Annotated in this window: 12 protein-coding genes and 1 pseudogene; 7 read left to right on the top strand and 6 right to left on the bottom strand. The window is 69.9% G+C overall.

The genetic code is table 11. The features are described 5' to 3' along the window. The 4 genes and pseudogenes from ACFWY9_RS22200 to ACFWY9_RS22185 all read right to left on the bottom strand — a co-directional run. Nucleotides 1-335: pseudogene (locus ACFWY9_RS22200) on the bottom strand (hypothetical protein); the annotation flags it as partial. A 57-nt stretch (nucleotides 336-392) separates the two neighbouring features. Next, a complete protein-coding gene (locus ACFWY9_RS22195) occupies nucleotides 393-1,664 on the bottom strand; it encodes an MFS transporter (RefSeq protein ID WP_378331335.1) in 1,272 nt (423 codons plus the stop codon). A gap of 177 nt (nucleotides 1,665-1,841) precedes the next feature. Continuing rightward, entirely contained in the window at nucleotides 1,842-2,192 is a 351-nt protein-coding gene (locus tag ACFWY9_RS22190) for a metallopeptidase family protein (protein WP_378331334.1), read from the bottom strand. 6 nt (nucleotides 2,193-2,198) lie between these two features. Then, nucleotides 2,199-3,224: a septum formation family protein gene (locus ACFWY9_RS22185; protein ID WP_378331333.1), complete on the bottom strand. Its 1,026-nt coding sequence runs from the start codon at nucleotides 3,222-3,224 to the stop codon at nucleotides 2,199-2,201. A 91-nt stretch (nucleotides 3,225-3,315) separates the two neighbouring features. On the opposite strand from ACFWY9_RS22185, the gene ACFWY9_RS22180 reads away from it, so the two are divergent. The 4 genes from ACFWY9_RS22180 (at nucleotide 3,316) to ACFWY9_RS22165 (ending at nucleotide 6,668) form a co-directional block, all read left to right on the top strand. After that, complete coding sequence (locus ACFWY9_RS22180; protein ID WP_378331332.1) at nucleotides 3,316-3,936, top strand: hypothetical protein; 621 nt, start codon at nucleotides 3,316-3,318, stop codon at nucleotides 3,934-3,936. Beyond that, nucleotides 3,937-5,109, top strand: coding sequence for a glutathionylspermidine synthase family protein (locus tag ACFWY9_RS22175; RefSeq protein WP_378331331.1), 1,173 nt, complete (start codon nucleotides 3,937-3,939; stop codon nucleotides 5,107-5,109). It begins immediately after the preceding gene. A gap of 162 nt (nucleotides 5,110-5,271) precedes the next feature. Further along, nucleotides 5,272-5,724, top strand: a complete 453-nt coding sequence (locus ACFWY9_RS22170) for a DUF350 domain-containing protein (RefSeq protein WP_378331330.1) — start codon at nucleotides 5,272-5,274, stop codon at nucleotides 5,722-5,724. A 38-nt stretch (nucleotides 5,725-5,762) separates the two neighbouring features. Then, a complete protein-coding gene (locus ACFWY9_RS22165; RefSeq protein WP_378331329.1) occupies nucleotides 5,763-6,668 on the top strand; it encodes a haloalkane dehalogenase in 906 nt (301 codons plus the stop codon). 87 nt (nucleotides 6,669-6,755) lie between these two features. On the opposite strand, the gene ACFWY9_RS22160 is transcribed toward ACFWY9_RS22165, so the two are convergent. After that, on the bottom strand, nucleotides 6,756-8,051 hold the full coding sequence (locus ACFWY9_RS22160; RefSeq protein ID WP_378330770.1) for an aspartate aminotransferase family protein: 1,296 nt from the start codon (nucleotides 8,049-8,051) through the stop codon (nucleotides 6,756-6,758). 164 nt (nucleotides 8,052-8,215) lie between these two features. Here ACFWY9_RS22160 and serS point away from each other — a divergent pair, with 164 nt between their 5' ends. Further along, nucleotides 8,216-9,484 (top strand): serine--tRNA ligase, encoded by a 1,269-nt coding sequence (gene serS / locus ACFWY9_RS22155; protein ID WP_378330769.1) that lies wholly within the window; start codon nucleotides 8,216-8,218, stop codon nucleotides 9,482-9,484. An 83-nt stretch (nucleotides 9,485-9,567) separates the two neighbouring features. Continuing rightward, nucleotides 9,568-10,557 carry a DUF3558 family protein gene (locus ACFWY9_RS22150; RefSeq protein ID WP_378330768.1) on the top strand — a complete coding sequence of 330 codons (990 nt, stop codon included), beginning with the start codon at nucleotides 9,568-9,570 and terminating at the stop codon, nucleotides 10,555-10,557. Between the two features lie 3 nt (nucleotides 10,558-10,560). On the opposite strand, the gene lhgO is transcribed toward ACFWY9_RS22150, so the two are convergent. Next, entirely contained in the window at nucleotides 10,561-11,754 is a 1,194-nt protein-coding gene (lhgO, locus tag ACFWY9_RS22145; RefSeq protein ID WP_378330767.1) for an L-2-hydroxyglutarate oxidase, read from the bottom strand. Between the two features lie 145 nt (nucleotides 11,755-11,899). On the opposite strand from lhgO, the gene ACFWY9_RS22140 reads away from it, so the two are divergent. Beyond that, nucleotides 11,900-12,400 carry a nuclear transport factor 2 family protein gene (locus ACFWY9_RS22140; RefSeq protein ID WP_378330766.1) on the top strand — a complete coding sequence of 167 codons (501 nt, stop codon included), beginning with the start codon at nucleotides 11,900-11,902 and terminating at the stop codon, nucleotides 12,398-12,400. The last annotated feature ends 53 nt before the right edge of the window (nucleotides 12,401-12,453 follow it).

The following is a 12,453-nucleotide window of genomic DNA, read 5'->3' as shown; positions in this document are numbered from 1 at the left end:
GTTTTTTGCTTGTTGTGGTGTTCCCTCTTCCCACCCCCCCCCCCGCGGGGCGGCCCCGCGCGGCGCGGGCCCGCGGCCCGGCCCGGGGAGCCGCGGGCCGGCGGCCGCCCCCCCCCCCCCCGGGTGGTGTCCGGAATCGAACCGACGCGGTCGAGGGCACCACACGCGGCCCGCGCGTCCTCCAGCGCTCCGGCGTGCACCCCCGACAACGCCCAGAGCAGGCCGAACACGCCGCCGCCCAGTGCGAACCCGGCCAGCGCGGCCAGCACCAGCGGACGGCGTGACGGGGTGTTCGCGGCCGGGGAGCCGGGAGGCTGTCCATCCATCGCGCGCATCGCCTACCTCCCGCAGGCCGGGGTGATGCGCTATTCCAGCACCGAACACGCGCGTTTTCACTGGTCCGAGTGGACCGCGCGGCCAGCTGAGGCCGATTCGTCATCCAGCGAGAACCGGCGCAACGCCAGGAAGGCGAGAACCGCGACCCCCAGTAGCCCGGCCCCGGACACCACGAAGGTCTTCGACGCCGAGCCCAGCGCCTCGGTGAGGACGCCGCCGAGCAGCGCGCCGAGCGGGATCGTCCCCCAGACGACCGTGCGCCACACCCCCAGCACCCGGCCGAGCAGCGCGCCGGGCACCAGCGTGTGCCGCGCGGTCGCGAAGACGACGTTGACGATCACGATCGCGGCCGCGAACAGGCCGAACAGCAGCGCGCCCGCGACCGGCTGCCGGATCAGGCCCATTCCGCCGAACCCGAGCGCGCAGCAGGCGATCCCGATGACCAGCACCGCCCGGCGTCCGGCGGCCTGCACCATCCGGGGCGCGGTGGCCGCGCCGAGCAGCCCGCCGATCCCGCCGATGAACGCGAACAGCCCGTACGTCGCTTCGTTCAGGTGCAGGTCGTCGAGCGCGTAGAGCACCAGCTGGGCCTGGGCCAGTTCGCTGACCAGGCTCAGCAGCCCGGCGATCGCGACCATCCGCAGCAACAGCGGGTGCCCCTTCAGCCAGCGCAGCCCCTCCAGCAGCTCGGTGTGCAGCCGGGTCGGCGATGCCCCTGGCGTCCCGGTGGCCGTGGGCTTCGGCCGGAAGCTCCCGGCCAGCCCGAGCAGCAACGCGGCGGCGACGGCGAACCCTGCCGACGTCAGCAGGAAGGGGAACAGCGCGAACAGTGCGAACGTCGCACTGCCGACCGGCCCGCCGAGGAAGGTCTGGCCGACGATCTCGCACGCCTGGAGCTTGCTGTTCGCGCTCTCCAGCGACCGCTCGTCCACCACCGACGGGATCAGTGCGTTGGCGGCGCTCTCCGCGACCGTTTCCGCGGTCCCGATCAGCAGTGCCGCGGCGTAGACCAGCCAGATCGACATGCCGCCGACGGCGATCAGGATCGTCAGCGCCCCGATCACGGCGGCACGCCCGATGTTCGCGAAGATCATCGCGCGACGGCGGTCGACGCGGTCCACCAGCGTGCCCGCGATCAGGCCGAACAGCAGCCACGGCAGGAACTGGGTGGCCGACAGCCCGGCGATCAGGACCGGATCGTGCGTGAGCGTTGTGGCGAGCAGAGGAAAGGCGACCTTCGCGATTCCGTCGGCCAGGTTCCCCACTCCGGTCGACGACAACAGCCACCAGAGTCTGCGATTGCCCGCGCCGTCCTGTTCCTCATTCACCGTGCCTCCCCCGCACCGTTCGCAGCCGCCCCCCGACTACGCGTGACAGTGTGCCAGAGGGGTCGCCCGATGTGGTGGGGTTGTCACGAAGGGTGAGGAAACCGGAACTGTTGTGCGGTAGACGGTGAAATGCCCGCCAGCAACCGTTTCCAACCGTGGATTCGGTACCGGCAGCGATCAACCCCAGCCCAGCTCGTGCAGCCGCGCGTCGTCGATCCCGAAGTGGTGGCCGAGCTCGTGCATCACCGTGACCAGCACTTCCTCGACGACGTGCTCCTCGCTTTCGCACATTTCGAGGATCGGCCGCCGGTAGATCGAGATCCGGTCCGGCAGCACCCCGCCGTAGTCCGAGGTCCGCTCGGTGAGCGCTACGCCGTGGTACAGCCCGAGGATCGACGGCTCCTCTTCGTTGAACTCCTCGACCAGCACGACGACGTTGTCCATCGCTTCGGCGAACTCGGGCGGGACCTCGTCCAGCGCCTCGGACACCAGCTCCTCGAACCGGCGCCGCGTCATCTCGACCGGCATCGCGACCTACTGGCCCGGCTTCGGCGCGGTGCTGCTCGCACCGTGTCCGGTGGAGGGACCTTCGCCACCCATCGGCGGGCCGTCACCGTTGCCTCGTGGCGCGTCGCCCTGCGGTCCGCCCTTCACGCTCCCGGTCACCGCCTGGAGGCCGGTGTTGTCCGGCAGCTTCGCCGCGACCTTGCAGTTCACCTTGGTCGATCCGGCGTCCCAGCTCTCCTGCTCGCGCAGGTCCCAGCCGAGGCTGAGCTTCTTCGCCGCCAGGTCGGCGCCGTCGGTGTAGGTGGACGCGGCCTTGACGCATTCGGTGTCCAGCCAGGTCTTCTGTTTGTCCTGCGACGGGTAGCCGTCGGCGAACTTCGACTTCAGGTCCAGCTTCGCGACGATCTCGTACGAGTGCGGCTGGGCGCAGTCGATCGGGTCGCCGACACCCTTGCCGAGCAGCGCGAGGCAGGTGCCCGGCTCCCACACGGCGGACTGGTCCTGGTCCTTCGCCGGGCCGCTGGTCGGCTGCAGCTTGCCGCCGGGGCCCGCCCACTGCAGTCCGCAGCGCAACTGCCGGTCACCGTCGTTCCACTGTGCGGCGGTCGGCCGCAGCAGATTCGTGGTCAGCTTGCCGTAGAGGTCGAGTGCGTGGCCGAGGTACGGCTTGACGTCGGTGGTGCACTTCGTCTGCGCGATCTGCTGCCACTGCTCCAGCGCCGGAGCGGGCGCGCCGGGAGGGAACTGGGCGCCGACGTCGACGACGCTGGTCACCTCGAACAGGTGCGGCTGGGCGCAGTCGACCTTGCGCGCGTCCGTGGCGTCGGGGTTGTCCCAGGTCAGGCAGCTGCCGGGGGGCGAGCTGAACGCCTCCTTCGCGGCCGCGTTGAGCTTCCCCGCGCCGCCGCCGATGCCGCCACCGGCCCCTTCGCCCCAGGAAAACGTCACGCTGAGACCGAGTGCGATGAGGGCGCCGACGAACGCCCCGGCCATCACCACTCGGGTGCGCAGGGCTTTCGCGGCGGGAGGGAACCGTTCGGCGTCGGAAGACATCAACCACCATGATGCCTGCGCCGCGCGCACATTGCGCGCGGCGGGTGGTTAGTGTGGGTAGAAGGCGATGGCCGGTGATTACGGAGCGCGCATGACGCAGGACAGCAACTCGGGGGAGCAGTCAGCTCCGGAGCCGACACAACACGGCTCGATGCGGTTTCAGGACGAGAACACCAAACCCAAGGAACCCTCGCTGGCAGAGCAACGCGCTCGCCGGCAGGCGATCGCCGATCAGGAACGCGAGGCGGCCGAGGCCGCCGAACTGGCGCGGGTCGCCGACCAGAAGGCGGCGACCAAACGCAAGATCCTGATCGGCAGCGGGGTCACGGTCGGGCTCGCCGGGCTCGTCGCGACCTTCTACAGCGTCGCGCACACCACGAACGTGACCGCGGTCTGCACCGACAAGAACGACGTCGTGCAGGACGACAAATACTGTGACGAGAACTACGTCACGGCGAACCACGGCTACCACAGCGGCGGGTTCGTCTTCATCCCGATCATCGGCGGCGGCTACAACAGCTACCGGTACAACTACGGCGGCACCGGCGCGGTCGGGCAGCACGTCAGCGGTGGCACCTTCACCGCGCCGTCCTCGCGCACGAACGTCTCGACCAAGTCGGGCACGTCGGTGCAGCGGGGCGGGTTCGGCATCAGCGGCAAGAGCAGCGGGACCGCGGGCACGGGCGGGACCGGGAAGAGCGGGGGCTCGTAGGTGTACCGGGATTCGGCCGCGCCGCGGCGCGACTGGCAGCGGATCGTCGAAGAACAGGGCCTCGTCTACGGCACCCCCGCGCGTGACGGCTCGGGCAAGGAACGGCCGTACTGGGACGAGTCCGTCCACTACGTCTTCGACATGGACGAGATCCTCTCCATCGAGGCCGACGTCGAGCTGCTGCATTCGATGTGCCTCGAGGCCGTCGACAACGTCGTGACGACCGAGGGCTACCAGCGCTTCGGCATCCCGGAGTGGGTCTGGCCGCACATCGCCGAGTCGTGGAAGCGGCAGGATCCGCACGTCTACGGCCGGTTCGACCTGCGCTACGACGGGAAGAGCCCGGCGAAGCTGCTGGAGTACAACGCGGACACGCCGACGACGCTGCTGGAGGCGTCGATCCTCCAGTGGCACTGGAAGACCGACGTCTTCCCGGACGACGACCAGTGGAACTCGCTGCACGAGAAGCTGGTCGAACGCTGGAGCCTGTTGAAGGACAAGCTGCCCTCGAACGAACTGCACTTCACCTGGTCCAGCGCCGATCCCTCCGGCGAGGACCACGTCACCACCGCGTACCTGCAGGAGACCGCGGCCGAGGCGGGACTGGACACGGTCGGCCTCGCGATCGAGGAGATCGGCTGGGACCCGGTGCTCAAGCGCTTCGTCGACCTCGAAGAGGCGCAGATGGCGACCGTGGTGAAGCTGTACCCGTGGGAGTGGGTGGTCGACGAGGAGTTCGGCCGCTACGCCGTCGAGACGATGCCGCGCACGTTGTGGGTCGAGCCGCTGTGGAAGATGCTGCTGTCGAACAAGGCGCTGCTCGCGGTGCTGTGGGAGAACTACCCGGGCCACCCGAACCTGCTGCCCGCGTTCACCGACGACCCCGGCCTGCTCACCGAGTACGTGCGCAAGCCGAAGCTCGGCCGTGAGGGCGCGAACGTGCAGATCGTCGCGACCGGATACGAGACCCAGACCGATGGCGTCTACGGCGCCGAGGGTTACGTCTACCAGGCGTTCGATCCGCTGCCCGAGTTTCAGGGCTACCGGCCCGCGCTCGGGGCGTGGATCGTCGGCGACAGCGCCGCCGGGCTGGGGATCCGTGAGACCGGCGGCCTGGTGACCGACGACGGCGCCGCGTTCGTCCCGCACCGCATTCCCGACGCGGGGGACTGACCTCGGCCGATGCCGGTGGGGCCCGATTCGTGCGCAATCCGGGCGAACGGCACAATCTGCACGGACCTCTGCGGGACACCCGCACCCGGTCGGCGGCATGGACAGGCTTCGCGACGATATGTCCATGCCGCCTCCGTCCGGCATCGACCCCTGGGAGACCCCGTGACCACCATCGTTGCGCTGCCCGAGACCTTCGGCACCGATCTCGTGCGGGGCATCGGCGCCATCCTGCTCTACGGCGTGATCGGCCTGCTGCTCATGTTCGCCGGGTTCTACGCGATCGACTGGACCACTCCTGGCAAGCTGTCGAAGCTGGTCCAGCAGGGCAAGCCGAACGCGGTCATCGTCACCGCGTCGGGGCTGCTGTCGATGGCGTTCATCGTCGTCGTCGCGATCTTCAACTCGGCCAGCGATCTGACCGAGGGCCTGATCACCTCGCTGGTCTACGGCCTGCTGGGGATCATTGTCCAGGTCATCGCGGTCCGGCTGCTGGAGTGGGCGACCCGCATCGACGTCGGCAGCACCATCGAGAGCGACAAGTTCGCGCCCGCCACCATCGTGGTCGCCGCGGCGCACCTCGGCCTGGGTCTCGTGGTCGCCGTCGGGATTTCCTGATCTGCTGACCGGGTGGGATTCCCACTAGCGTGTGACCCATGCGCCTGCTCAGGACGCCGGAGGACAGGTTCACCGACCTGCCCGGCTTCGCCTTCGAACCACGGCATGTCGATCTTCCCGATCCGCACGGCGGTCTGATCAGAGTGGGCTACGTGGAGGCGGGGCCGTCCGACGGACCGCCCGTCCTCCTGCTGCACGGCGAGCCGAGCTGGTCCTACCTGTACCGGAAGATGCTGCCGGTGCTGGCCGGCGCGGGGCTGCGTGCCATCGCGCCGGACCTGGTCGGGTTCGGCCGGTCGGACAAGCCCGCCGAGATCGCCGACCACAGCTACGCCCGGCACGTCGGCTGGATGCGGGCGTTCGCCTTCGCCGCGCTCGACCTGCGGGACGTGACGCTGGTCGGGCAGGACTGGGGCGGGCTCATCGGCCTGCGGCTGGTCGCGGAGAACCCGGACCGGTTCGCGCGCGTGGTGGCGGCGAACACCGGGCTGCCGACCGGCGACGTCGACATGCCGAAGGTCTGGTGGGCCTTCCACGACGCCGTCGAGAAGGCGCAGGTGCTCGACATCGGCAGGGTCGTGCAGGCCGGCTGCCGGACGGAGCTGCCCGAAGAGGTTCGCGCCGCCTACGACGCGCCGTTCCCGAACGAGATGTACAAGGCGGGGCCGCGCGCGATGCCGTCGCTGGTGCCGACCCGCCCGGACGACCCGGCGTCGGAGGCCAACCGCGCCGCGTGGCGGACCCTGACCGAACTGGACCTGCCGCTGTTGTGCGCGTTCTCCGACGGCGACCCGATCACCGGCCCGATGGCCCCGGTGCTGCAACGGTCGATGAAGGGCGCACAGGGCCTGGAACATCCGACGATCCCCGATGCGGGCCACTTCCTGCAGGAGGACGCGGGCGAGCGCCTCGCCGAACACGTCGCCAGCTTCGTCCGCGGCTAGTTCCATCGGACGTGCCGTTAAGGCCACCTTACGGGCGTCAGACGCCCGTAAGGTGGCCTTAACGGCATTTCGGTCCGGTGTGGACGGTCAGGACAGCGCGGCCTGGGTGGCGGCCAGGGAGTCGGTCAGGATGTCGAGGCCTTCCTGGGCTTCCTCGGCGGTGAGCGTCATCGGCGGCGCGATGCGCAGGACGTTGCCGTGCAGACCGCCCTTCCCGACGAGCAGCCCGCGCCGCTTGGTCTCCTCCAGCATCCGGCTCGCCGCGCGGACACTCGGCTCCGTGCCGCCCGGTTCGACCAGCTCGACGCCGATCATCAGGCCCTTCCCGCGCACCTCGCCGACGATCGGGCTCGCCGCCGCGCGCAGGCCGGACAGCAGTTGCTCGCCGCGGGCCGCCGCGTTGCCCTGCAGGTCGTGGTCGGCGATGTAGTCGATGACCGCCGTGGCGCCCGCCATCGAGACCGGGTTGCCGCCGAAGGTCGAGAACGAGTTCGCGGTGAAGCAGTCCACGAGATCGCCGCGCGCCACGATGCCGCCGACGGCCAGCCCGTTGCCGAGGCCCTTCGCGAACGTCATCGCGTCCGGGGTGACGCCGTGCGCGTCGATGCCCCAGAAGTGTTCGCCGGTGCGGCCCCAGCCGGTCTGGACCTCGTCGGAGATGAACAGCACGCCGTAGGAGTCGAGGACCTCCTTCATGGCCTTGAACAACCCGTCCGGCGGCAGGCTGAACCCGCCGACGCCCTGCACCGGTTCGGCGATCATGCAGGCGACGTCGCCCGCGGTCGCGGTCTCCAGTACGTCGACCAGGTCCGCGACGCAGGCGTCGATGTAGGCGGAGTCCGAGAGATCCCGGAACGGGCTGCGGTAGCGGTAGCCGCCGTGCACGTAGTTCACCTTGACCGGGCTCAGCGCCGACGCCGACCAGCCGCGGTTGCCGGTGATCGCGACCGTCGCGAACGAGCGGCCGTGGTAGGAGTTCCGCAGCGCGAGGACCTGGTTGCTGCGCCGGTACTGCGTCGCGAGCATCAGCGCGGTGTCGTTCGCTTCGCTGCCGGAGTTGGTGAAGAACACCTTCGCGTCCGGGATCCCGGACAGCTTCGCGATCCGCTCGGCCAGCTCCACCTGCGAGCGGATCAGGTACAGCGTCGAGGTGTGCAGGATGCCGGTGTCGAGCTGCTTGCGCACGGCGTCGCTGATCTCGGTGATGTCGTAGCCCATCGCGTTGGTGAGCACGCCGGCGAAGAAGTCCAGGTAAGTCCGGCCGGACCCGTCGGTGACCCGGCGGTCGCGGCCCTGCACGATCTCGATCGGCTCCTCGTAGAGGAGTCCCATCCAGGTGGGCATGACCGCCTTGTGCCGGGCGAGCAGATCCGCTTCGGTCATCGTCGTCTCCTCATCCTCGTCGCTTGCTCGGAGTATGGGGAGCGCGGGAAACCGGCGACAACGATCAGACTGTCGGGTTGTCCGGGCGGGCCCGCACACTGTGTGCGGCGTGGAGCCGAAACCGCCTCGAACGCGCGGTGGGCCTGCGACTACTCTCATCTCTCGTGATTGACCCCAGGACCCTGCGCGAAGACCCGGAGGCCGTGCGCGCGTCGCAGCGCGCCCGTGGCGAGGACGAAGGAGTGGTCGACAAACTGCTCGGCCTCGACTCCCGCCGCCGCTCCGCGATCGCGGCCGCGGACAGGCTGCGCAACGAGCAGAAGACACTGGGCAAGCAGATCCCGAAGGCGTCCGGCGAGGAGAAGGCCGCGCTCCTGGCGACGGCGAAGGACCTCTCAGCCCAGGTGAAGGCCGCCGAGGCCGAACAGAACGAGTCTTCGGAGGAGTTCGACCAGCTCTTCCGCACGCTGCCGAACCTGGTTCACCTGTCCTCGCCGATCGGCGGCGAGGACGACTTCGCCGTGCTCAAGCACGTCGGCGAGCCGACGAAGTTCGACTTCACCCCGCGCGATCACCTCGAACTCATGGAGGGCCTCGGCGCGGTCGACATGGAGCGCGGCGCCAAGGTGTCCGGCTCGCGGTTCTACTTCCTCACCGGGGTGGGCGCGCAGCTGCAGCTCGGCCTGCTGAACATGGCGATCGCGCAGGCGCTGGAGAACGGGTTCGTCCCGATGATCACGCCGTCGCTGGTGCGGCCGGAGATCATGGGTGGCACCGGGTTCCTCGGCGCGCACTCGTCCGAGGTCTACCAGCTGCGCGACGACGACCTGTATCTCGTCGGGACGTCGGAGGTGCCGCTCGCCGGGTACCACGCCGACGAAATCCTCGACCTGAGCGACGGCGCGAAGCGCTACGCCGGCTGGTCCTCCTGCTACCGCCGCGAGGCCGGTTCGTACGGCAAGGACACCCGCGGCATCATCCGCGTGCACCAGTTCGACAAGGTCGAGATGTTCGTCTACGCGCGTCCGGAGGACGCCGAGGCCGAGCACGAGCGGCTGCTCGGCTGGGAGGAGCAGATGCTGGCGAAGATCGAGGTGCCCTACCGGGTCATCGACACCGCGACCGGCGACCTCGGCACCTCCGCGCACCGCAAGTTCGACTGCGAGGCGTGGATCCCGACGCAGGAGACCTACCGCGAGCTGACCTCGACGTCGAACTGCACGACGTTCCAGGCGCGGCGGCTGTCGGTCCGCTACCGCGACGAGAACGGCAAGCCGCAGACCGCCGCGACGTTGAACGGCACCTTGGCGACCACCCGCTGGATCGTCGCGATCCTGGAGAACCACCAGCTCGAGGACGGGTCCGTCCGCGTTCCGGAGGCGCTGCGCCCGTTCGTCGGCGGCCGCGAGGTACTGACGCCGTCCGGCCGTTGAACCAGTGGCGGGGGATTTTCGGCGGACACCGGGTGCGGCGGCGTTCGGCCCAGTAGGGTGCGGGCCGAACGGAGGATGAGCACATGCGGATCAGTCGGCTAGGGGCGGCCGTCCTGGCAGGGGTAGTCGCGGTGCTGCTCGGGGGGTGCACGGCGACCGTCGGCGGGTCGGCCGCGCCGGTGCCGGGGCAGGGACCCGTCAAGAAGGTCGTCGACGCCTGCACGCTGCTCTCCTCGGAGCAGGCGGCGGGCCTCGGCTTCGAAGGGCCGGGCAAGCCCCAACCCGCCAGCGAAAAACAGCGCACGCCCGCGTCGTGCATCTTCTCGCCCAAGGACGACAGCGGGCTGGCCACCACTTCGATCGGCTGGGCCGTCGACCTGCGGCTCGACGACTACCTGGGTGGCGCGCTCAAGAAGGACAGCGTCCAGTCGGGCGGGTTCACCTGGACCCAGTACGCCTCCAGCTTCCCTGGATTCTGCACCTACATCCTGCCGCTGGGGCCGCAGTCGTTCGTGGACGTCGGCGTCTCGGCCAATGAAGAGACGAAGTCGTGCGAGGTGGCGAAGAAGGTCCTGCCGTTCGTCTCGTCGCACCTGCCGGGCGGGGAGACCGCTCCGTCGATCACCCCGTCGACTCCGCCGCAGCCGTCCGGGCCGCTCGCGACGCTGGACCCGTGCACGCTCCTCAAGCCGGAGCAGGCCCAGCAGTTGAAGGTGGAGCCCGCAGGGAAGTCCAGCAAGTCGACCGTGACGCCGAACGCGGTGTTCTGCCTGTGGAAGGACACCGACGGCGCCGGCGGGCAGAAGTCGTTCGAAGTGTGGCTCGGCCCGACCACGCCGTATGACAAGTGGCCTGCTTTCACCCCGCCCGGCCAGCCGCAGGACGTCAACGGGCGGAAGTGGGTGCTGCTGCCCAACGAGGGCGGGATGAGCGCGGTCTGCGGTGCGGTGCTGCCGATCACCGACACCTCGTCGGTGTATGTGACCAGCGGCTTCCTCGACGACGACAGCAAAGCCTGCGACGCGGTGAAAGCGGGCCTGCCGATGGTCGGCGGGAACCTGCCGGCGAGTTGAGGCTCAGCTCGCCGATTCGCCGACGACGTCCGCGATGTGCTTGGCGATCTCCAGCGCGCTGGTCGCGGCGGGGGACGGCGCGTTGAGCACGTGGACCTGGTTCCGGGTGGTCTCGATCAGGAAGTCGTCGACCAGCGAGCCGTCCGGGCGCAGCGCCTGTGCCCGGACACCGGAGCCGTGGCGCACGATGTCGTCCGCGGTCACCGCCGGGACCAGCCGGGCGAGGCTCGCGGCGAAGCGGCGGCGGGAGAACGAGCGGCGTACCTCGTCGATGCCGGTCGGGTAGACGTACTTGCGCGCGAGCCGCCAGACACCGGGGAAGCGCGCGACGTCGGCGACGTCCTTCGCGGAGACGTCGCGCCAGCGGTAGCCCTCGCGGCGCAGGGCCAGCACCGCGTTCGGTCCGGCGTGGACACTGCCGTCCAGCATCCGGGTCAGGTGCACGCCGAGGAACGGCAGCGACGGGTCCGGCACCGGGTAGATCAGCCCGCGCACCAGGTTCCGGCGTTCGGGCTTCAGCTCGTAGTACTCGCCGCGGAACGGCACGATCCGCGCGCTGGGCGTCAGCCCGGCCAGCCGCGCGATCCGGTCGGAGTGCAGACCGGCGCAGTTGACCAGCGCGCTGCCGTGGACGACGTCGTCTCCGGTCGCGACCTCGACACCGCCGTGGCGGCCCGGCCGGATGCCGAGCGCGGGGCTGTCGAGCCGCAGATCGGCACTGGTTTCGTCGAGCAGCCGGACGAGGGTGGCGCAGACGGCGGGGAAGTCGATGATCCCGGTGGACTCCACGCGCAGCGCGCCGACGCAGGACACCTCGGGTTCGTAGTTCCGTGCCTCGGCGGGGGAGATCAGCTTCGCGGGGACCCCGTTCGCCTCCGCCCGCTCGGCCAACGCGTTGAGCGCGGGCAGTTCGGCGTCGGAGGTCGCGACGACCAGCTTGCCGCACACCTCGACCGGGACCCCGTACTGCCGCGCGAAGTCCACAATGGACCGGTTGCCCGCGGTGGACATCTTCGCCTTGTACGAGCCCGGCTTGTAGTACAGCCCGGCGTGCACGACGTTCGAGTTGTGCCCGGTCTGGTGTGCCGCCCAGCGGCCTTCTTTTTCCAGCACCGTCACGTCCTGACCGCGCTTGGTCAGCTCCCAGGCCACGGACAGCCCGACTATCCCACCACCGATGACCACGACGTTCCGCACGATCGACCAGGCTACGCGGGGTCGGCGTCAGCGGCCCGTGAGGCCACCCTCAGTGGGCGCGCTGCCACGTCGGTCACACCGACGGGCGGGAGCCGCGCGGGTGGGGTTAGCTCGATGGTGGCGGAAGTGTCAGCTGGGAGGCGTCATGACAGGTGCGGCCGAAGCCACGGCGGAGCGGTATCGCCGTGCAGGGGAAACCGCGGACGTCGAGCTGGCGATGAGCACTTTCGCGGCGGACGCGGTGGTGCACTCGCCTCTCACGTCGCGGGTCCGGTTCACCGGTCTCGCCCAGCTGCGGCAGCTCATCGGCGTCGCGTACGCCCATCTCGACGGCGTGCGGTTCCACACCGACGTCGGCGACGAGCGGACGCGGGTGGTGGTCTACACCGCGCGCATCGGTGGCGAGGAGATCGAAGAGGCGACCGTGTTGCGCTTCGACGACGAAGGCTTGATCGCCGAGGCGACGTTGTTCGTGCGCACGTTGCCGGGGCTGGTGGCCCTGATGGACCGGTTCGGCCCCGACATCGCGCGGCGTAACGGCCGTCCCCTCGCGGCGCGGCTGCTCGCGGTGGCGGTGAAGCCGTTGCGGGCGATGATCCGCTCGGGCGACCGCTACGCCGTCCCGCTCGCCGCGCCGAGGTCGTAAAGGTCCGTGAAGGCCTCCTTACCGGCGCTCAACGCCGTGAAGGAGGCCTTCAC

It is taken from the genome of Amycolatopsis sp. NPDC059027 (assembly GCF_042739735.1).
In the GTDB taxonomy this organism is placed as follows: Bacteria; Actinomycetota; Actinomycetes; order Mycobacteriales; family Pseudonocardiaceae; genus Amycolatopsis.
Note: the sequence above shows the minus strand (reverse complement) of the source record. Positions and strands in the feature narration are given on the sequence as shown.